This is a genomic window from Sphingomonas jeddahensis (genome assembly GCF_001981525.1).
Taxonomy (GTDB): Bacteria; Pseudomonadota; Alphaproteobacteria; order Sphingomonadales; family Sphingomonadaceae; genus Sphingomonas; species Sphingomonas jeddahensis.
In genome coordinates this window covers 1-21,149 of the sequence record NZ_MPSB01000007.1, presented here as the reverse complement: position 1 = coordinate 21,149, position 21,149 = coordinate 1, and the positions used below count along the sequence as shown (strand labels likewise).

The 21,149-nt window shown below is 64.5% G+C and carries 18 protein-coding genes; 8 read left to right on the top strand and 10 right to left on the bottom strand.

The features are described 5' to 3' along the window. Window positions 1–72 precede the first annotated feature (72 nt). Entirely contained in the window at window positions 73–2,499 is a 2,427-nt protein-coding gene (locus tag SPHI_RS08930) for a TonB-dependent receptor (RefSeq protein ID WP_076744588.1), read from the bottom strand. Between the two features lie 102 nt (window positions 2,500–2,601). Beyond that, a complete protein-coding gene (locus SPHI_RS08925; RefSeq protein ID WP_076744587.1) occupies window positions 2,602–3,723 on the bottom strand; it encodes an ROK family transcriptional regulator in 1,122 nt (373 codons plus the stop codon). 230 nt (window positions 3,724–3,953) lie between these two features. Here SPHI_RS08925 and SPHI_RS08920 point away from each other — a divergent pair, with 230 nt between their 5' ends. Genes SPHI_RS08920 through SPHI_RS08900 form a run of 4 tightly spaced genes read left to right on the top strand, consistent with a single transcriptional unit; the run spans window position 3,954 to window position 9,153 of the window. Further along, complete coding sequence (locus SPHI_RS08920; protein ID WP_076744586.1) at window positions 3,954–5,273, top strand: sugar MFS transporter; 1,320 nt, start codon at window positions 3,954–3,956, stop codon at window positions 5,271–5,273. A 4-nt stretch (window positions 5,274–5,277) separates the two neighbouring features. Next, window positions 5,278–7,050: a copper homeostasis protein CutC gene (locus SPHI_RS15450; RefSeq protein ID WP_158049667.1), complete on the top strand. Its 1,773-nt coding sequence runs from the start codon at window positions 5,278–5,280 to the stop codon at window positions 7,048–7,050. Further along, window positions 7,047–8,180, top strand: a complete 1,134-nt coding sequence (nagA, locus tag SPHI_RS08905; RefSeq protein WP_076744585.1) for an N-acetylglucosamine-6-phosphate deacetylase — start codon at window positions 7,047–7,049, stop codon at window positions 8,178–8,180. The genes SPHI_RS15450 and nagA overlap by 4 nt, the downstream gene beginning before the upstream one ends. A 31-nt stretch (window positions 8,181–8,211) precedes the next feature. Continuing rightward, complete coding sequence (locus SPHI_RS08900; protein WP_076744584.1) at window positions 8,212–9,153, top strand: ROK family protein; 942 nt, start codon at window positions 8,212–8,214, stop codon at window positions 9,151–9,153. Between the two features lie 156 nt (window positions 9,154–9,309). Here the strand turns inward: SPHI_RS08900 and SPHI_RS08895 are convergent, their stop codons facing one another. The 5 genes from SPHI_RS08895 to SPHI_RS08875 form a co-directional block, all read right to left on the bottom strand. Continuing rightward, window positions 9,310–10,053, bottom strand: coding sequence for an SDR family oxidoreductase (locus tag SPHI_RS08895; RefSeq protein ID WP_076744583.1), 744 nt, complete (start codon window positions 10,051–10,053; stop codon window positions 9,310–9,312). Window positions 10,054–10,068: 15 nt separating this feature from the next. After that, window positions 10,069–12,261, bottom strand: coding sequence for a hypothetical protein (locus SPHI_RS08890; protein ID WP_076744582.1), 2,193 nt, complete (start codon window positions 12,259–12,261; stop codon window positions 10,069–10,071). A 311-nt stretch (window positions 12,262–12,572) separates the two neighbouring features. Then, complete coding sequence (locus SPHI_RS08885; RefSeq protein ID WP_076744581.1) at window positions 12,573–13,133, bottom strand: hypothetical protein; 561 nt, start codon at window positions 13,131–13,133, stop codon at window positions 12,573–12,575. Window positions 13,134–13,145: 12 nt separating this feature from the next. Next, window positions 13,146–14,294 carry a zinc-dependent alcohol dehydrogenase gene (locus SPHI_RS08880; protein ID WP_076744580.1) on the bottom strand — a complete coding sequence of 383 codons (1,149 nt, stop codon included), beginning with the start codon at window positions 14,292–14,294 and terminating at the stop codon, window positions 13,146–13,148. A 145-nt stretch (window positions 14,295–14,439) separates the two neighbouring features. Next, window positions 14,440–14,688 (bottom strand): hypothetical protein, encoded by a 249-nt coding sequence (locus SPHI_RS08875; RefSeq protein ID WP_076744579.1) that lies wholly within the window; start codon window positions 14,686–14,688, stop codon window positions 14,440–14,442. 230 nt (window positions 14,689–14,918) lie between these two features. On the opposite strand from SPHI_RS08875, the gene SPHI_RS08870 reads away from it, so the two are divergent. Then, the gene (locus SPHI_RS08870) at window positions 14,919–15,929 is read left to right on the top strand and encodes a methyltransferase (RefSeq protein ID WP_158049666.1); all 1,011 of its coding nucleotides are present in this window, start codon (window positions 14,919–14,921) and stop codon (window positions 15,927–15,929) included. Window positions 15,930–15,945: 16 nt separating this feature from the next. Here the strand turns inward: SPHI_RS08870 and SPHI_RS08865 are convergent, their stop codons facing one another. Both SPHI_RS08865 and SPHI_RS08860 read right to left on the bottom strand, forming a co-directional pair. Next, window positions 15,946–16,677 carry a Crp/Fnr family transcriptional regulator gene (locus tag SPHI_RS08865; protein ID WP_076744578.1) on the bottom strand — a complete coding sequence of 244 codons (732 nt, stop codon included), beginning with the start codon at window positions 16,675–16,677 and terminating at the stop codon, window positions 15,946–15,948. Continuing rightward, entirely contained in the window at window positions 16,658–17,473 is an 816-nt protein-coding gene (locus SPHI_RS08860; protein WP_076744577.1) for an HWE histidine kinase domain-containing protein, read from the bottom strand. The genes SPHI_RS08865 and SPHI_RS08860 overlap by 20 nt, the downstream gene beginning before the upstream one ends. Window positions 17,474–17,686: 213 nt before the next feature. On the opposite strand from SPHI_RS08860, the gene SPHI_RS08855 reads away from it, so the two are divergent. From SPHI_RS08855 to SPHI_RS15500, 3 genes are all read left to right on the top strand, one after another. After that, window positions 17,687–18,058, top strand: coding sequence for a response regulator (locus SPHI_RS08855; RefSeq protein ID WP_076744576.1), 372 nt, complete (start codon window positions 17,687–17,689; stop codon window positions 18,056–18,058). A 512-nt stretch (window positions 18,059–18,570) separates the two neighbouring features. Further along, entirely contained in the window at window positions 18,571–20,385 is a 1,815-nt protein-coding gene (locus tag SPHI_RS08850) for a M61 family metallopeptidase (RefSeq protein ID WP_158049664.1), read from the top strand. 101 nt (window positions 20,386–20,486) lie between these two features. Next, window positions 20,487–20,726 carry a DUF6894 family protein gene (locus tag SPHI_RS15500; protein ID WP_076744574.1) on the top strand — a complete coding sequence of 80 codons (240 nt, stop codon included), beginning with the start codon at window positions 20,487–20,489 and terminating at the stop codon, window positions 20,724–20,726. Between the two features lie 187 nt (window positions 20,727–20,913). Here SPHI_RS15500 and SPHI_RS15295 read toward each other — a convergent pair. Further along, window positions 20,914–21,149 (bottom strand): hypothetical protein (locus SPHI_RS15295; RefSeq protein WP_233130815.1); only part of this gene is annotated, 236 nt, incomplete at its 5' end.

Genomic DNA, 21,149 nt, shown 5'->3' with positions numbered 1-21,149 from the left:
ACAAATACTCCGCTGGTCTTCGTCAAAAAGAAAGTCGCCGCCGTGTCGGTGGGACGCGGCGGCGAGGATGGATCAGAAAGCGGCGCTGAGCGAGGCGGTGATGCCGAACCCGCCGCCGATCGTATAGGTCGGGTTGGAGGCGGGGATCAGCATGCTGCCGTCAGTGCTGCGCGTCGGCAGCGCGTTCGGCGTTACGCCCTGGATGCCGACGAGCTGTTTTTCGTCAGTCAAGTTGGTCATGTTCAGCGTGAACTGTGGCTTCTTGATGAAACCGATCGTGTCGAAGCGATAGCCGAGCGAGCCGTTGATGACGTGGTAGCTGGGCAGTTCCTGGTCGTTCATGAAAGTCGAATATTGCGAGCTGACGTAGCTCCCTTCGACCAGCGCGAACAATTTGCCGTCGTCGTAACGCAGACCTGCCGAGGCGACCCATTCCGGGCTGAGCGCTGCGCGCTTGCCCGCGGTGGGCAGGAACACGCCACGCGTCGGGTAATTGTCCTTGGTCTCGGCCTTCAGATATTGGCCCGAAACGTAGGGACTGAAGCCCTTGTACGGAACGAGGCCGATTTCCGCCTCGACGCCGCGCGCGCTCTGATCGCCGACGTTGACTGCGAAGCCGACGTTGGTGCCGCCGACCAGCTGCGTCCCCTGCACCAGACGATCAGTCAGGTCATAGTTGAACGCCGCGATCGTGAAATGGACGAGATCGCCGTGGTGACGGAAGCCGATTTCCTGCCCGACCGAATATTCTGGCTCGAAGCTGGCCGCCGGCGTGCTCGACGGGACACCCGTGGCGACATTGTAGATGTTGATGTACGACGACACGGCCGACGGCGCGCGAAACGCGGTGGTGATGTCGGCGAACACCTGGTTGCGGTCATCGAAGCTGTAGCGAATCGAGGCCTGCGGCAACGGCTTGGCGCTGAGGCTGTCCACCCGCGGGTTGCCCGGCAACTCGCTGGTGGCGGTGCGATCGACCCAGACGAACTTGAAGCCGAAGTTGATCAGCAATTTGTCGTCGGCAAGCTTGGTGGTCATGTCGGCATAGACGCCGTTGACGTTCTGCTCGATGCGCGCGGCAAAGTTGCGCAGGATGCGCCCGTCCTGCAGCGTGACCGAGCCGGTCTTGCCGAACGTGTCACGAACGGTGCCCTCCGCGCTGACCGGCTGATACGCCGACAGTTCGGTGTGGGTAAAGTTCGAGTACCAGTAACCCAGGCGGAACTGCGCCAGGCCAACATTCCAGCGCAGGTAGCTGTTCTGACCGTAGGTATGCTGGTCGTAATAGTCGACGTTCATCATCGTCGCGGCGCCATTGGGATTGATCACCGCGCGCGGCGCGACCAGCGGACCGGTCGGCTCGTTGCCGAAAAAGGCGCCGCCGAGATTGAGGTTGCTCGCCCCGTTGGTGACGCCGTGCGTGTACAGGTAATAGGGCGTCACGACGACATCGAGATTGTCGGTCAGCGTGAAGGTGGACGGCATGCTGACCGACAGGCTCTGACGATCGTTGGCGCGCAGGCGGTAGAATTCGTTGTTGGTATTGCTGCCCGGCACGTACTCTGCGTTCCAGGCGAAGTCCTTCCCGAACTGCGCATATTGCGCCAGCGTCGGGTTGCGCGCGCCGGCGGTGGAGTTCGATTCATTGTAGGTCGCGACCAGCGAGATCGTGTCGCCATTGGCGAATTCCTTCACGAACTTGCTGTCGATGTGGTTGCGGTAGCTGACACCCGGACCGCGCCATGCCTCACTGTAGGTGCGCGAGCCCGAGACAAAGCCGCGAATGCCGGTGTTGCCGATTTCGCCGGTCTCTAGGCGCAGGAAATAGCGGCGCAGGCCATAGTTTCCGACGCTGACCGAGGCGAAGGCGCCCGGGTTCTTCGGTGGCATGATCAGTTCGGACTGGAGCAGCGCGCCGACCGAATTGTACACTGGCGCCGTGATGTCGGTGGAGCCGCGCGTCAGATTGAGCTGGCCGACGTTCTCGGTGTCCGACCATTCGCTGGGGAAGGCGCTGTAGGACAGCTGGTCGCCGATCGGCATGCCTTCGAAGTTGAAGCCGAGCGACGTCTGGCTGAGGCCGCGGATCGTGAGGTTCGGCGCACTACCGAACGGATCGCCGCTGCCCAGCACCACGCCCGGCAGGTTGCGGATCAGCGTGAAGCTGTTGGTCGTACCGGCCTGCACGTCGATATAGTCGCGGGTGATGGTGCTGCGCAGCTTGGTGCCGGTCTGCACCGACATCAGGCCGCCGCCGGGCGTGGAGTTGGTGACGCCGTTCGCCGAGCCGCGGCTGCCGGTCACGACGATGTCGCTATCACCTGCGTCGGCCGTGCCGTCGAAGCGCTCGCGCGCGGCGGAGCCGGGCGTCGACGATCCGGCCTGCTCCGCCGTGTCAGTCGTAGTCTGGGCATCGGTCGTTTGAGCGTGAGCCGGCGCGATCGCAAGCGTGCCGAGTGCGGTGGCGAGGAGCCAGCGCGATACGTGATTGGTCTTCAACTTCGTTCCCCCCTTTGGGTGCAGGTGGTTGCGCTTCCCTTTATTCGTCCTGCGAATGACCGGGCGGTCTTGTGCCGCCTCAGTGGAAGTTCGGTGATCGGTTCAGACGCGGAAGAAACCGCGTCCCGCCGCGATGCTCGCGGCCCCAACGGCCCAGGCCTGGTTCTCCAGCCGGGTGATGGTGAGATCGAGGCGGCGGGCATCGTCGGGCATGACGTTGGCCTCCACCGTCTGGCGGATGACGCGCGCGAACAGCCCCTCGACCGGGCCATCGGTGAGGCCAACGACGAGGCGGGCGGGATCGAGCGACTGGACGATCTGCGCAATCGCGAGGCCGAGCGCGGCCCCTGCTCCGTGCAGAATGTCGATCGCGGCGCGCTCGCCCCGGTTGGCGGCGCTGTCGAGCGCGGCGAGGCCGCAGTCGAGACCGGCGGCGCGCGCCGCCGCGGCGATGCTGCGCACCGACGCCAGCGTATCGAGACAGCCGCGCTTGCCGCACTGGCATGGCAGGCCGCCCGGCTCTACCGTGGCATGGGCGATCTCGCCCGCGCCGCCGCGCGCGCCGCGATGCAGCTCGCCATTGATGATATGGCCGCAGCCGATACCATCACCGACTGCGATCATCGTGGCGTGATCGCAGCCGCGCAGCGAGCCGAACAGATGCTCGCCGAGCGCCAGCGCGTTGGCGTCATTCTCGACATAAGCGGGAAAGCCGGTCGCCTCGGCGACGCACGAGCCGATCGGCACGTCGCGCCAATCGAGCAAGGTCGAGCGGACGCAGGTGCCCGTTGCGGCATCGACCACGCCGGGAACGGCCAGGCCGATACCGGCGAGCCGGCCATGCGCCTGCGGGTGGCTGGCGAGCAGATCGGCGATCGCGGCTGCGATCTCCGCGACAATCGCCGCCGGACCGGCCCCGTGCGACAATTCGGTCGCCGACAGGACGCCGCCGCGCAGATCGGTCAGCGTCAGCGTGAACGGCGAGGTCGCCAGCGACACGCCGACGAAAAAGGCGGAATTGGGTGACAGTTCGAGCCGGACCGACGGCCGCCCCGCGCCATAGACGATCTCGCCCTCGGCCAGCACGCCGCGATCGATCAGGTCCGCCGCGAGCGCCGACATCGAAGCCTTGCTGATCCCCAACTGACCCACCAGTTCCGTCCGGCTCAGAGGGCCGAACTGATTGATCAGTCGAAGAACACTGGCATGGGCGTCGGTCAGCATCAACCTCTCGCACTTAGAACGTGAGTCGAACTATCTTAGATCACGATCCGAACCATGTTGCAAGCATGTGACGATCTTGAGCACCAGACCGCAACAAATTCGCAATTTGACAAGGCCCAGAAGGACGCCGTAGCTAGTCCCACGCGTCGCAGCCGCCGCTGGCGCTCGACGTTTGTTCGTTCGCTGAACCAAAGCAGCGGGAGCGAGCACATCGCCAAAGGGGGGCGCAGATGGCTACCTACACCGGCACGACCAGCCGGCAATCTCCAATGACGATCGCGATCATCGGCGTGATGTTCTTCATCTTCGGGTTCGTCACTTGGCTGAACGGCCCGCTGATCACCTTCGTCAAATTCGCCTTCACGCTCGACGACGTCTCGGCATTTCTGGTGCCGATGGTGTTCTACATGTCGTATTTCTTCCTGGCCCTGCCCGCGGCCTGGATCCTGCGACGCACGGGCATGAAGAAGGGCATGACGCTGGGCCTGCTGGTGATGGCGGCGGGTGCGGCGATGTTTGGGCAGTTCGCGACGATGCGCATCTTTCCCGGCGCGCTGACGGGCCTGTTCGTGATCGGTGCCGGCCTGTCGATCCTGCAGACCGCCGCCAATCCCTATATCTCCATCGTCGGCCCGATCGAAAGCGCGGCGCAGCGGATCGCGGTGATGGGGATCTGCAACAAGATCGCCGGCATACTGGCGCCGATCGTGCTGGGCATATTGGTGCTGAGCGGCATCGGCGAACTGGAAGCGCAGCTTGCCGCTTTGTCGGATGCGGCGGCGCGTGAACGGCTGCTGGAGAGCTTCGCTGCGCAGATCCACACGCCCTATATGATCATGGCCGCGTTGCTGGCGCTGCTGGGGCTGTTCGTGCGCTATTCGCCGCTGCCCGAGATCAAGCCGGCGGACGAGCCGCGATTGGCGGACCACGGCGACCGGCGCGGCCTGGGCGGCTTTCCGCACCTGTGGCTGGGCGTGCTGTGCCTGTTTCTCTACGTCGGTGTCGAGGTGATGGCGGGCGATGCGATCGGCATCTACGGCCAGGCGTTCGGGCTGCCGACCGAGCAGACCGCGTTTTTCACGTCGCTGACGCTGGGCGGCATGCTGGTCGGTTATCTCGTCGGGCTGGTGCTGATCCCGCGCTTCGTGTCGCAGGAACGGTATCTGGCGATATCGGCGGTGCTGGGGATCGTCTTTACGTTATGCGCCTTCCTGACGCGCGACTATGTCTCGGTTGGCTTCGTCGCGGCGCTGGGCTTTGCCAATGCGATGATGTGGCCGGCGATCTTCCCGCTCGCGATCCGCGGGCTCGGGCGGCATACCGAGACGGGCTCGGCGATCATGATCATGGGCATTTGCGGCGGCGCAATCATTCCGCAGCTGTTCGCCGTGCTGAAGGCACATGCGCCGTTTCAGACCGTGTTCGTGGCGCTGATGGCACCGGCCTATGCCTATATCCTGTTCTACGCGCTGCGCGGATACCGCGCGGGTGGCGCGGCGGCGGCCGTGGTGGGGCGCAGCGACGCCGCGCCTGGCCGGGCGGAGGGCTGAGCCGGTGGGCGACGTGCTGATCGAGATTTGCGTCGATAGCCCGCAGGGCTTGCGCGATGCCGTGGCTGGCGGGGCGGACCGAATCGAATTGTGCTCGGCGCTGGCGCTGGGCGGGCTCACCCCAACGCCGGGACTGCTGGCGCTCGCCCGCGACTGCCCGGTGCCGGTGCGGGCGATGATCCGGCCGCGCGAAGGCGACTTCCACTATGACGAGGCCGAGAAAGCGACGATGCTTCGCGATATCGACGCGGCGCGCGAGGCCGGGCTGAGCGGGGTGGTGATCGGTGCGCTGACGGTGGACGGCGGGCTCGACATTCCGCTGCTCGAGGCGCTGGTCGCGCGCGCAGAGGGGTTGGACGTAACGCTGCACCGCGCCGTGGACTTGCTGCGGGATCCCGCGACGACGGTGGACATTGCCGCGCGGCTAGGCATTGCGACGATCCTGACCTCGGGCGGCGCATCCATCGCGAGCGAGGGCTTGGATACGATCGCCGAAATGCGAGAGCGCGCGGGCGACCGGGTGGAGATACTGGCAGGCAGCGGGGTGCGCGCGGTGAATGTCGCGGCGCTCGTGGCGCGGACGGGAGTGCGCGCAGTTCATGCGTCCTGTTCCATGCCGCGCCACGCGTGGCCGAAGTCGGTAGAGATGGGATTCGAAACGGCGCTGGCACGCACCACCGACCGTGCCGAAGTCGCCGCACTGCGGGCAGCATTGCAGCGTGCGCCCGCCGCACCTGCACCTGGAGCCATACCCCCCGATCCTGCAACGACGCTGATGCATTCCGAGGCCGGCGAGGCGCCGGCGGTGGTGGCGCGGCTGCTCGACCGCAACAGGGCAACCATCGAACGGATCGTCACGCGGCTGCGCGATCAGCCGCCGCCCTTCATCGTTACCTGCGCGCGCGGCTCGTCGGATCACGCGGCGACGTATGGCAAGTATCTCTTCGAAACCAAGATCGGCATCCCGGTCGCCTCCGCAGCGCTGTCGATCGCCTCGGTTTTCGACACACCGATGCGCGCAGAAGGCGCATTGTGCCTTGCCATCTCGCAGTCGGGCCGCAGCCCGGACCTGCTTGCCTCGGCCACGGCATACAAGGATGCAGGCGCCTTTGTTGTTGCTTTGGTCAATGACGAGGAGTCGCCACTCGCCGCCCTGGCTCACGAGGTTTTGCCGCTGTGCGCGGGGCCGGAGCGATCGGTGGCGGCGACCAAATCCTATATCGCGTCCCTCGCTGCACAGGCCGGCCTCGCCGCCGCCTGGGCGGGGGACGATGGTCTAACAAACCGTCTCGCCGAGCTGCCATCCACGATGGCGCAGGCCTTCGCGCTGGACTGGAGCTCGGCGCTGCCGCCGCTGCTCGGCGCACGCAACCTGTTTGTACTCGGCCGCGGCTATGGCTTTGGCGTGGCGCAGGAAGCGGCCCTGAAGTTCAAGGAAACCTGTGGCTTGCACGCCGAGGCTTTTTCGGCCGCTGAAGTCCGGCACGGGCCGATGGCGATCGTCGGACGGGGATTTCCGCTGTTGGGATTCGCCACGTCCGATACCTCAGGCGATGACGTGCGTGCCGCAGCCGTTCAGTTTGCCGAGCGCGGTGCCGTGGCGCTGCTGGCCGATGCCACCGCCGGCGGGCGATTACCGGCGATCGCGGCAGATCCGGTGCTGGAACCGGTCCTGATGGTGCAGAGCTTCTATCGCTTTGTGAACGCCTTGGCCGTCGCCCGCGGGATCAACCCGGACGCGCCGCCACACCTGAAGAAAGTGACCGAGACTCGATGACCGGCAGCATCACATTCGAGAATGGCTCGGTCTTGCTGAGCAATGGACACGTGACGGATCGTCTGCATGTCTCTGACGGGTTTATCGTCGCTGCTCTCGATGGCGCGTCGGACCTGACGATTGATCTGGAAGGCGGTTGGCTGCTGCCGGGTTTTATCGACACGCAGGTGAACGGTGGTGGCGGCGTGCTGTTCAATGACGAGCCCAGCGCTGAGGCAATTGCACGGATGGGCGCAGCACACGCCAGGTTCGGCACCACTGCCTTCCTGCCCACCTTTATCTCGGACACGCTCGACCGGGTCGATCTGGCGATGCGCGCGACTGAACAGGCCATCACCGAGGGCGTGCCTGGCGTTGTGGGCATCCATATCGAGGGACCTTTCCTCAACCCGGCGCGAAAGGGGACGCATGATGCCTCGCGCTTCGTGCGGCTGGACGCCGAGGCGATCCGGCTGCTCAGCAGCCTGACGCGCGGGCGCACGATGGTGACGATAGCGCCAGAAATGTGCACGCCTGACGATATCCGCGCGCTCACGGCGGTGGGTGTGATCGTCTCGGCCGGTCATACCGATGCCGATTATGCCACGATGCGCGGCGCCTTCGCCGCCGGGGTGAGCGGCGTGACGCATCTGTTCAACGCCATGTCGCCGCTGCACCATCGCGAGCCGGGCGTGGTCGGCGCAACGCTGGAGAACCAGAGCGCTTATGCCGGTCTGATCGTCGATGGCCGGCATGTCGCGCCGGCCGCGCTTCGCATCGCGCTGGCGGCGCGGCCGCGCGACCGCTTCATGCTCGTCACAGATGCCATGTCGACGGTCGGCACCGATGCCGATCATTTTGATCTGCAAGGTAAGACGATCCACATCGTGGACGGCGTGTGCGTCGAGGAAAATGGCACGCTCGCAGGCTCTGCGCTCGACATGGCGACGGCGGTGCGCAACGCGGTTGGCATGCTCGGGCTGAGCGTGGCCGAGGCGTCGATGATGGCGGCGAGCGCGCCAGCGGCGTTCCTCTCGCTGGACGACCGCGGCGCGCTGCGGCCGGGTGCGCGTGCGGACCTCGCATGGCTGAGCGCCGATCTTGCCCCGCTCGGAACGTGGATCGGCGGCCAGCTGGTCGCCGCCGGTTGAGCGCAGCGACTCTGTTTCAAGGAGAGTGTGAGTGAGGCTTTGCGCCGACATTGGCGGATCGTTCGTCGATATGGGGATCGTCGACGCGAGCGGAGATATTCGCGATCGCCAGCGCCATCCTACGCCCGTCGGCGATTGGCACGCGCTGGTCACTTTGTTCCGCGATGCGCTCGAACGCCACGGCGGCATCATCGGCGCGGATACACCGGTGTGCATTTCGCTCGCCGGCGTCGCCGATCCCGCGAGCGGCACGATTACCAGTTCCAACACGCCCAGCGTCCATGGTCGTCGTTTTGACGATTTCGGCGCCGCCCTTGACCGGCCCGTATCGATCATCAACGATGCTGATGCCTTTGCGCTGGCAGAGGCTACGCTGGGCGCCGGACGCGACCATCGTCGCGTGTTCGGGATCATCCTAGGCACGGGCGTGGGCGGCGGACTGGTCGAAGATAGCACGATACTGGTGGATGCGCATGGCATTGGCGGCGAATGGGGGCATGGCGAGATCCTAGTCGATTCGCCGATTGCGCCGGGTAGCGTGCCGGTGTTCGAATGCGGATGCGGGCGCACCGGCTGCCTCGACACGATTGGCGGCGCGCGCGGCATGGAGCGGCTGCATGCTTGGCTGCACGACGGCGCTCACGCGACCAGCGTGGAGATTACGTCGAGATGGATCGCCGGTGATGCCGCGTGTCGGACGACGATCGAATATTACAGCCGGCTGCTCGCCGGGCCGATCGCGACGTTCCTCAATAGCTTTCCCGCGACGATCGTGCCCGTTGGTGGGGGGCTGTCCAACTGCGAGCCGCTGATCGAGTTACTCGATCGGCGCGTGCGCACCGGCATGCTGACGCGGCCCGTCGATCAAGTGGTGGTGCGCACCGAATTGCGCGACCGGGCCGGACTGCTCGGTGCGGCGCTAGCGTCCACCCGTTCCTTGTTGATCGAGGACGTTCTACCAAGCCAGAGATGAGCGGCGCGGGGGAAAAGAGCCGCTGTCGCGGAAGGGTCCAACCTCGGCGCAGCTTTGCTGCGCAAGGAGGCGGCCAAGCTCGGCCCGTCCGACACGCATGCTATACAAACACGTGGTCGCGAGGATCAACAGCTGAGCATCGCCTCCGCCTGACACTCAGCTCGTCTTTTGTATCCGCGGCTCGATACGCAGGTTCACCACGTCGCACGCCGGCGAGCGGGTGAGGACGAACAGGATCGCTTCGGCGATTTCCTCCGCGTGAAGCATCTGCTGCTCCGCGACCGCGTCGCGTTTCTCCTCGTCGCTGCATTCTTGCATGTCGCTCTCGACCGAGCCGGGCTGGACAACGCTCACCTTGATGTTATTGTCGGCGATTTCCTTGCGCAGCGTCTCGGCGAACGCCTGTACGCCCGCCTTGGTCGCGGCATAGACGCTCTCCCCTTCGGCCTTGATCTCGGTACTGATCGATCCGACGAACAGCAGGTGCCCGCCGCCCTGGCGCTCCATTCGCTCAATCGAGGCCTTGGCGCAGGCGAGATAGCCGGTGAGGTTGGTCTCGATCACCAACCGCCAGTCATCGTCCGCCATTTCGTGGATCGGCTCGGCGCCAAGCGCGGCACAGGCGACCAGCATGTCCACGCCGCCCAGCTGCTCATCAACTGCGGCAAAGACCTTTTCGATGCCCTCACGCGTCGAGGAATCCGCGGTGATCCCGAACACCTCGCCGCCACCATTCCGTGCCTTTGCCAGCGCCTCCTCCAGCGGCTCTTGGTGGCGGCCGAAAGTCAGAACGCGCGCGCCCTCACCCGCCAAGCGCTCCAGCGTCGCCCGCCCGATCCCGGTCGTTCCGCCGGTCAGCAGGATGCGCTTTCCGGCAAGGTCGGTATGCTCAATCGCCATGGTCACTCCTCAAACTTATTCCCACGTGATCACGAGCCGGCCGTCGGCGGGCACGTGATAGTCGATACGATCCTCGGAAACGGCGTGCGCACGCAGCGTATCGCCGCCAGCCGTCATCACCGTCGTCTTGGTCAGCTTGCGCCGCTTCAGCCGTACGAACCGGAGATTGGCGACGCAGGTCTCCCCGCCGTCGAGCGTGATCGTGAGCGCGCGATCGCCGGTGCGCTCCACACTGCGCACCAGATAGTCGCAGAAGAGCCGGAACGGCGCGCCCTCCACGTGGTGGAACGCGCGGGTGGCGAAGATGAAGGCCGCGCCGGCGCCATAAACCTCTTGCCCGACCTGTCCCGCCTGTTGCCCATCCGGGTAAAGGTCCTCAACCGGAAAGGAGAGCTTCGGGTCAATGTAACCGTTCGGCTTGCGCTGCTTGTCGGCGATCGCCTCGGGCGGAAGCGCGTCGGGATAATAATACCAGGCGCGTGACAGCGCGTATTTGCAATATTCGCTGAGCAGCATGCGCGCCTCGGGCTCGAGGTCAGGCCCGCCATCTTTGAGGTACTGCTCGAACGCGACGAAACTGTCGAAACACTCGTACATCGCCATGTACGGCGCGTCCTGAAGACAGGTGACGGCGAAGAACGTCTCATAGGATGCGGCGTGGCCGATCCGGCTTTCCCAGATCACCGCATTGTGGAGGAAGCTGGCCAGATAGACGTAGCTCTGCTCCAGATAGAGGTCGCGGTTGGTGATCCGCCACAGCCGCATGCACGCCGCCGCGCCCCAGGCGGTGAGGTTCGCCTGATAGTTGACGTTGAAGCGCAGCCCCATGGCGGTGTCGATCGCGGCAGTCGCTTCATCGAGGAAGCGCTTGTCGTCGGTCAACTCGAACGCTTGCAGCATCACCCAGGCATAGATCCCGCCAACGTCGGTCTGCCCGCGCCCGTCCGCCGGCGCCGTCTCTTCGATCACCGCGAAATCGGTCACCTTGTACTGGATCGGCCACTTATATTGGAAATGCTGCGCGGCCCGGATCGCATAGTCGATAGAGTCCATGAACAGCGTGCGCGCGTCCTCGTCCCCGTCGAGCGCCAGCCTGCCGAGATTGAGCAGCGGGTGATAAAGATACCAGCTGTCGACGGCATCGGCATCCTTGTCCTTGCCAACGTTTGGCAAGTATCGCCGCAAGGTCTTGAGCTTGGGATCATAGAACTTGCGCAGCCCCTTCTTCAGCTCGGCTTCGAGCGGATCGGGCTCGCCGCGCCACTTTCCCCAGTCATGGAGCGCGGCGATCACAGACATTTGCACCATGATGTCGGGGTATTCGGCGTCGGTGTACGGATGGACGTACAAATTGCCGTAATGGCGGATGGTCGCTGCCGGCGCCTCGGCCAGATCGCGTGCTGCGCGCTCTGCGCGATCCACCCAGTCGCGATACTCGACCGCCGGCAAGTCCATAATTTGATACGCCGTGCCAAGCATCTGGACGAACTGCCGTGCCGATTCGCGCTCTTGGGGGGGCGCCTCGTGCCGGAAGACGAGGATCACGTCCGATATCGTAACCGGCTCTCCCGCCTCCAACGCCACCCCTTCGGCTGCCGCCTCGCGAGATGCAGCCGGCAGGAGATAGCCAAGCTCCGGCCACTCGCCGCCAACAGCGCCGTCCGGGGTCGTGCCGGTGGGGCGAAAATAGTCGTTCAGTGCGGTGAAGTTCTGAAGATAAAGAACGTTGCCGAATGCCGGCTCGTCAATCCGGAAATAGAGCATGCCCGCGTTGAGCCCACGCTGAGACGCTTCGACATTCCCGCGCGCGGCAAGGGGATCGTCATTGATCCCCAGCGGGTAAAGATCACGCGGCGCGAACGGCAGGACCATCGTCGCGGCTGGCGTCAGCTCCACCGTGATCCGCAGCCGCTCGAGCGCTTCGCGGCTCTTGAAGAAGGTGATGATGTGCGTGCCAGTGGGGCTGGTCACCTCGATCCGCGCCGCCTCCCCCGGCCCGCAGCGCAGCGCCTTGCAGCGGAAGGGAGCAGCCGGATAGGCCACGCGCACTGCCAGCCCGCCCTGCCCCGGTCGCCGCACGATCGCGAAGACGGAATCATGCGCCGCCCGGACCTCGACCTCAAGCTCACCCGTCGTAAAGCTTGCCAGCCCCTTGCCGTCCTCGTCGAGCGTCGCTTTGAGAGCCAGCAGATGTGGGCTCACAGCCATGGATGATCTGTTCTTCGTCGTCACCGACAACTTCGGCCTCCTTTCTGTCGTGATCGATAAAGAGGCACGATGGGGGCTCGTTCCCGGAGACTAACCTGGTTCAATGAAAATGCTGAGCGAGCGGGTTGCAGGTCGTTGATAAACCACGCGTATTCCGCGGCGCGGCGCGTTGTGAAGCCGGCTTGGCTCGTCCATTGCCCGCATGCCAGCTCGTGTGGGCGTGGGCGTTAGTCGCCCACGCCCAGTGCCTCCATCCGCCTGATGTTCTGACGCCGATGTCGGCGGCCAGAGTGGACGAGAGCGCCAGCGGCTCAGTACCTCGGAAAGGTCACGTCCCCATGGTCACGGTGCTCACCGGCGCCCTCGCGCGCGTGCGGCTTTGCGCGGCCCGATCGCCCCTGGCGTGACCAGGCGAACAGGGCGGCGCCGAGCGCCACGACCACCCCCGCTTTCTTCGCCATGCCAGCGGGATTGTGGCGCAGTTCGGATCGCCAGCCGAGTTCGGCCGGCACGTTGGGCACTTTGCCCCGCGCGAGATCCTGCACCACTCCTTCCACGACATTCAGCCGATCCGCACCCATCAGCAGCAGCCAATGCCACCAGTCGGATTCGCTGCGGCGAAAGGCAGAACGGCGGATCGCCCCGCTGAGGCCAGCCGGCGGGGTGGACGTGCCGATCACAGCCGGCAGCCGATTGTGCTCGATCGATTGCAATATCTCGACGTCGGGGCGCTGCTGCGCCGGTCGATCCCATGTCAGCCCGCGGCTTTGCTGGTTCTCGATATGCCGCATCGGATAGGTCGGATCATTGTCCGGATCGGCATCCACGCCCCAGCCGGGAATGGAGGCGGTGTCGACGATGGCCTTGCTCATCTCGCGTCTCCTTCAGGCAGCGTTGGGGATCAGGACGGGCTTGATGCAGCCGTCGAGCTTGGACGAGAAGATGTGGTAGGCGTCCGCCACATCCTCCAATGGTACGCGATGCGTGATCATCGCTTTGGGATTGATGTGGCCCAGGCGAATATGCTCGATCAGCCGCGGCAGCAGGCGCTTCACCGACGCCTGGTTGGCGCGGATGGTGATGCCCTTGTTCACGACATTGCCGATCGGGATAATGTTGCCGGTCGGGCCATAGACCCCGACGATCGAGACGATCCCGCCTTTCTTTACCGAGTTGATCGCCCAGTGCAGTGCGATGGCGTTGCCCGCCTCAAGCTTCAGCTTGGTGCCAAGCAGCCATTGCAAGCCGTTGCCGACTGCGTCGCCGCCCACCGCGTCAATGCACACGTCGGCGCCGAGCGAGTCGGTCTGCTTTTTGAGGAAGACGGCCATGTCGTCGATCTCGCGCAGGTTATAGACCTCGGCATGCGCAAAGACCCGCGCGAACTCCAGACGGTAATCCTGGCTGTCGATCACGATCACGCGGCCGGCACCGAACAGCCATGCAGACTTTGCCGCCATCAGCCCGACCGGGCCCGCGCCGAACACCACCACCGTGTCGCCGCGCTTGATGCCGCCCATCTCCGCCGCCTGGTAGCCGGTGGGCACCACGTCGGTCAGCAACACCGCATCGTCTGGGTCCATCCAGTCGGGGATCACCGTCGGACCGACATCGGCGTAGGGCACGCGGACATATTGCGCCTGCCCGCCGTCATAGCCGCCGGCGGTATGCGAATAGCCGTAGATCCCGCCAACCGCCGTCGCCTGCGCATTGGCTTCGTGGCAATTGCCGAACAGGCCCTGCTGGCAGAAATGGCATTTGCCGCAGGCGATGTTGAACGGCACCAGCACGTGATCGCCGACCTTGAGGTTGCGGACCTCGGGGCCGACCTGCTCCACCACGCCGCAGAACTCATGCCCGAAGGTCATACCAACGCGCGTGTCAGGCACCATGCCGTGATAAAGATGCAGGTCCGAGCCGCAGATGCACGAACGCGTGACACGCACGATTGCATCTTCCGGATGGAGGATGACCGGCATCGGCTTTTCCTCGACGCGAACCCGATATGGTCCGCGATAGTTCATCGCCAGCATCCTGTTATTCCTCCTGAGCAAGCACCGCGATGCGGCAGATCAGCCCTTCGGCAACGCGGACCCCACGATCGGGTTGCCGCCATTAACCAAGATCAGGCCAGTTGGGCGGCAGGGCGAGGACTTGTTGCCCTGGCCGCGCCTCTTCCTATTCGCTGGATGCAGAATTCGGTTGTTCGCCGGTCTTCTGCTCACCCAGTCGCCCGGTACCGTGATAACCGCGCTCGGTCTGCCCGCCGTCGAAACCGCCACCATCTTTGCCCGTATGCGGATTGGGGTACGAGCCGCCCTGGCTTTCGCCGCTGCTATGACGGCGACTGGCCACCTCGCCATTCTCATCGGGCATGTGCGGCTTGGTTCCGGCCCCATCCGCCTGCATCGGCTGCTTGTCGGTCATATGTCTCTCCTTGGACAGAAGAAGTCACCGCCCTGCGGCGACCAGCGTCTCAGTTCGTTCCTGAGGTGATCAACGGAGGGGCCACAGCGGCGTTCCGCCGGAAAGCGCATGAAAGCACGCGCGCGCTCCGATCCGCTTCCACCGCATAGACCGAGATCAGTAAGAATCTCCGGAACGCTTGAACGCTGCCTCGGTTACAGAAACCTCCGATGATTTCGTGGCACGGCAATATGAACTCAACCGATCCAAGTCTCGATACCGATACTCGGGAAATGACCTTTGCCGATGCTGCCGGTGGTGGCAGGTTGCGGCGAACTTTGCTTCCTCTCCTCGGCGAACTGCGCGGCCTCGATTATGATTTCCTCGCGCCGACACCAGCATCGCAGGCGCGGGTGCTCGCCCGCCCCGATCGGCAGGTTGGCGCGACCGTGGCGGACCTGCTTGGCTGGTCCCTCCCCTGTCGCGAGGACCGATTGCCGCCGGCTATCGTCGCCGCGCTGGACGGCGCCGAGTTGCTGGAGCCGCGCCCCGACGGGCTGGTCGCGTCAAAGGTGCGGGTGTCGAACGTCTTCGGCAAGCTGTTCGTCCACTCTCGCTACCCCACGCAGGAACATGACTCGGTCTTCCTGGGTCCCGACAGCTATCGTTTCGCTGACTTCATCTCCCGCAATCTCGCCGGTGTACGGTCCCCTGCGCGCATTCTGGACTATGCGGCGGGTGCGGGCGTTGGTGGGATCGTGGCGGCAACCCTCCACGGCAACGCAGACCTCACTTTGGCGGACATCAACCCCAAGGCGCTGGCGCTCGCCTCGGTCAACGCGAGCTTCGCGGGCGTGGAGCATCAAACGACCATCGCGCGGAGCCCGGCGGACGTTGCGGGCGACTATGACGTGATCGTCACCCACCCGCCCTTCATGATTGATCCGGATCGCCGCGCTTACCGCGACGGCGGTGATCTTTACGGCGGAAAGCTCTCGCTCGACTGGACGCTCGCCGGAATCGAGAAGCTCGCGCCGGGGGGCAGGTTCATCATGCATACCGGCGTGTCGATCGTCGGCGGCCGTGACGTGGTGCGCGACGCACTGGACGCGGCCATGCCGGCGACCGGCTACCGCTACGATTATCGCGTGCTCGATCCCGACATCTTCGGGGACGAGCTCGACACGGAGCCTTATGCAGAGGTCGATCGGATCGCCGCGATCGGTCTTTGCGTCACCCGCGATCCGGTCAGCAACGGCTGACCGGAGCGCCGGGCCCTCATGGCTCGGTATCGGCGGTGACGCGGGCGCTTCTGTAGCCGGCGAGGATTTCCAGCCGCTGCCGATCGGCCAGCAGAAACATGCCGCTTCTTCCGGCCAGCAACCCGTCGCGCCGCATCGACTGCAGCGTGCGATTCACATGAACGCTGGTGAGCCCGAGCGCGTCGGCCAACAATTCCTGTGTCAGCGGCACCGGCAGGTTGTCCCCCACCGTCTGCCCCGCCAGGGCCAGTCGATCGCGCGTTTCCAGCAACCAGTCGGCCAATCGTTCCTGGGCGCTGAGGCGACCAAGGCGCGTCACCTGCGCCAGCGTGTAAAGCTCGGTCAGCGCCGCGCTGACGGTATAAGCGTGGGAAAGCCCGGGCATCCCGGCGGCAGCGGCCGGTAAAGCGCACGTGACCACTTCTGTCACGGCCAGGATCGTTGCCGGCGCCAGCGGATTGCTCAATGGCGACACCCCGATCAGATCGCCCGGCAGAAGAAAATCGAGAATCTGGCGGCGGCCATCCGGCAAGATCCGCTGGCGGCAGGCCCAACCACTGACGATCGCGCGCGCCTGCGTGATCGGTGCACCTTCGGCGATCATCTCCCGGCGGGCCGGCCAGCGACGCTGGTCGCGCTCCGCTGCTGCCAGCGCCTGCATCTCGGCGCCGCTCAATGGCGCAAGCGCACGCAAACGGGTCCGCAAGGGAGACGAGAGCGGCAGCGCATCAGCTTTGGTCATCGTCATCACTCCACTCGGAAGGAAGCAGCGCATCATTATTGATGCTGTTGTTGGACGCCGAAGCGTCGTGGGGCGGGAGTGGCAGCACGATCGAACATGCCATCCCGCCGGGCGTGATCTCGAACATCGTCGTCGCGCCAAGCTCGTACGGCAGCGCCTGCTCGATCACTTCGCGGCCGAAGCCGCTCGGTCGCGGCGCCAGTGCTACGGCGGGCACGCCATGCTCGGTCCAGCGCAGGTCGAGAAGCTGGCCTTCACGCGAGGCGCGAAGCGCCCATTCGACGTTCAGCTTGCCCCGGTGCAGAAGGGCGCCGAACTTGATCGAATTGGTCGCTAGCTCGTGAACAGCAAGCCCGATCAGTTCCAGCCATTTGCCTCGCAGCCGCACCGCAGGACCGGCGATCGTCAGCCGGTGCTCCGGCCCCGAATGAACCTGGAGCAACTCGTCGCGGATCACGTCTTCCAGCTCGACGCCCGCGTGCCCGATTTCGGCAATGTTCACCTCGTACCGGGTGATTGCGTTCAACCGCCCCTCGAAGTGCTCGGCGAATTCGTCTTGCGATGCGCCATTCGCACGCGACCGCCGGTAGATTGATCGGATAACGCCAAGAATGTTTCGCACTCGATGCTGCAGCTCGTGCGCCAACTTGCGTTCGCGCGCGGCGGCGGCGCCCAGCGCGGCGCGAAGCTCCCGGATCGTCCGGTCCGCCTCGTCCAGCCTGGCTGCTGCATCCACGTCCGCAAGGCTGCCCGCGTCAGGCGCCGTCGCTGGGCCGGTAAAAGGACGATCTTGCTCCTGCACGCATGCGCTTTCGTTTCTTTCGGACAGCAACGTCTCCGTGAGTGCCCGACCCGTAACAAAGAACGCAGGTTGACGCTGCAATGTCCCTTTTACATCGGCTTATCGCCTTAACCTCGATCTACTTTGGCCGCCCGAACCGCGACTGTCGGCGGTTCCATTAGGTCGCCGCTTGGTCACGTGGTATTCAGGCAACTCGCTAGCCGGAGAATGTTTATGTCGAATGAGAAGCTGGCGGGATCGCGCATCCTGATCGTCGAGGACGAATATTATCTCGCGGACGACGCCCGGTCGTTGTTGTCGGCGGCAGGCGCAGAGGTTCTTGGCCCGGTGCCGACCATTGCCGCGGCGTCGGCTCTTATCGAGGCCGAGCCGACCATCGATTGCGTGCTGCTCGACGTCAATCTGCGCGGCGAGTTCGCGTTCGACATGGCGGACGACCTTGATCGTCGGGACATCCCCTATGTGCTCGTCACGGGCTATGATCAATCGGCACTGCCCGATCGATTCACGGGCAAGCCGACGCTGCGCAAGCCGGTCGATCCGAACGCGTTGCTTGCCGCTTTTCGCGGGATCGAAACGATTTAGCTGTCGTGTTTGCGGGCTTTTCGGTGACGGCGGACACCGGATAGGTCCTGCCATGCACGCCAGCGCTGTCCATTCGACAGGTCGTGCGGGGCGAACTCTTAGTGCGATACGCATTCGATCAGATCCCGCCCGGTCTGCCGGCACTCGCTTGTGAATCAGCACCGTGGAAGGCACGGCGCGGCAGTGGTTCGCCAGTTCCTTCCTAGCACGCGCATCGGATCGGCGACCCTGGCGCTCAGGTAGCGCCGTCTTGCCGCAACTGACGACATAGACTGAGATCAACACGATTGGCCGGAACGCCGACCCGGGATCGATGTTGATCGACAGTCAACCATTGTTTCGGCCAAGAAAAAAATGAACTTAACACATGTAAGTGTCCACCGTCTCAGTATTCCCACGAAGAACCGGCGAGAAGCCACATTCCCTGATCCCAACCGCCTTGGCAGTTTCTTCTTGCATTGGCCGGTGCAGTGATGAGCGAGCTTCCACAGCCCTTGTCGCAGCCGCTTCCGATGCCCGAACCGGAAGACGTCGATTATTGCGGCCCGCTTCAGCTTCATGTCGACGTCACTGACGTTGTGCGCCGCATCTTCAGTGTGCAGGAGGTGATCCCGGTTGCGCGCCCTGGCGTACTGACCCTGCTCTTGCCCAAGTGGCTGCCCGGCTATCACGCGCCGCAGGCTCCGATCGAGCTCTTGGCCGGATTGCAGATCCAGGCGGCAGGACGCCGGTTGCACTGGACGCGGCACCCCACGGAGGTTCACGCCTTTCACGTCGATGTGCCCGGCGGCGTCAACGAGATCGAGGCTAGCTTCCAGTTCCTGTCGCCCACCAATGAGGCGCAGGGGCGCGTCGTCGTCAGCCCTGAACTGCTGAACCTCGAATGGAATTGCGTCACCCTCTATCCGGCAGGCCATTTCTCGCGGCGCATCGCCGTCGATGCGAGCCTGACCGTGCCGCCGAAGTGGCAGATCGCCTCGGCCTTACCGGTTCGGTCCAGAGAGCGAGACAAGATCCGCTTCGAACAGGTCGCTCTCGATGAACTGGTGGACTCGCCTGTCATGGCGGGGCGCCACTATCGACGCATCGAGCTTGATGACGGAAACGTGGCGCTGAACGTGTTCGCGGACGCGCCACACCAGCTCGCCGCCACCGAAGAGCAGATCGCGCCGCATCGTGGCGTGATCCAGCAGGCCGACCTGCTGTTCGGCGCCCGCCCGTTCGACCGTTATGAAGTGCTGCTCGCGCTTAGCGAGGAGATCGGCAGCATCGGCGTCGAGCATCACCGCTCGTGCGAGATCGCGAGCGTGCCCGGCTATTTCGCCGATTGGGAGAATTGCTTTCCCCGGCGCGACAGCTTCCCGCACGAATATATCCATGGCTGGAACGGCAAGCACCGCCGCGGCGCCGATTCATGGGCACCGTGTTTCTACAAGCCGATCCGCAACAGCCTGATGTGGGTCTATGAGGGGCAGACCCAATATTGGGACCGCGTGCTTTGCGCGCGCTCCGGCCTTTGGACGCGCGAACAATCGCTCGCGGCGCTTGCTGACATCGCCGCGACGCATGACATGCAGGCGGGCTCGCGCTGGCGCCCGATGAGCGATACCACCAAGGATCCGATCATCGCCGCCCGCGCCCCGCTGCCATGGCCAAGCTGGCAGCGCAGCGAGGATTATTACACCGAAGGCGCGCTCGTGTGGCTCGATGTCGATACCCGCATCCGCGAACTGACCGATGAGGCACGCTCGCTGGACGATTTCGCCCGCGCCTTCTTCGCGGCAGAGGCACCGATTGACGGCGTCACCAGTACCTATCTCTTTGACGATGTGGTTCGCACGCTTCGCGACATCGCGGACGATGACTGGTCCGCGTTCTTCCGCGATAGACTTCACAATACCCGCGACGATGCGCCGCTCGCCGGGATCGAACGCGGCGGCTACCGCCTCGTTTATCGCGATACGCCAAGCGAGTTGTGGCAGGCGAGGGAGCGGCTCGTCGGAATCCGCAGCTTCATCTTTTCGCTCGGCCTGTCCGTCAAATCGGATGGCCAGGTGCAAGAAGTGCGCTGGGACAGCCCGGCCTTCGAAGCAGGCATCACGGCCGGCACCACGCTGGCCGGCGTCAACGGCCGGGTCTTTGACCAGGAAACGCTATCGCTGGCGATCACCCGGGCTGGCGACGGAGAACCGATCGATCTACTGCTCCAAGCAGGCAAGCATCAGCGTAGCGTGACGATCGCGCTACCCAGCGGCCATCGTTACCCCCACCTCGAGCCCGTTGCGGGAGCACGGCGGCGGCTGGACGAGATATTGTCGGCGAAGTGAAGAACAAGCGGCGCGCGCCTCGGCAACGGCGGCGCCGCGCAAATCTCCACAACCTGTGTTTAAGCCAGAAACTAGTTAGTTTTTGAGGCATTTACAACAACATGCCCAGCTTCATCTTTCGCGTTCGCACCCCGGACAAGTCACCGCACCGAACGGAGTTGCACGACTTTCCTGATCTGGAACAAGCAATGGCTCAAGCGTCACGCCTCGCGCGGACGTTGGTTAGAAATCCAGTCCGCCGAGGGCACATGGCGATCGGCGGAACGCTGGACATCGAAAACGAGGCAAGCCAGCCGATCGCCCGCTTCGTCCTTCGCGAGGTGGCCCAACAGATGAGGTGAAGGTAGCAGTGCATTTGGCTGTCTGACTCGGCGTAGAAAGAGATAGTGCCGCATCTTCCGCGTGGCAGACCCGGCACGCGAGTGGACGATCGAACAGCGATTTTGGGCCTTCTGCATGTGCTGAATACCGGATGCAGATAGCGGGACACGCCAGCCGAGTATGGCCGCCCACCACGATCTACAATCGCTAGAACAGGCGGTCACGCGGTATATGGCGGCATTTGCTCGAGGAAATGGCAGGTGCTGGACCTGTGCCCGTCGCCTCGTCTATCCACACCACGCATGTAAAGGCGCACTGACCTGCTCCCCGGAAATCATGCCATTGGTAAGTTAGCTGGTCAGATGGAGACGAGCGATGCGGCGAGGCCGTTTTACCGAGGATCAGATCATAGGCGTGCTGCGTGAGCACGAGGCTGGAGTGAA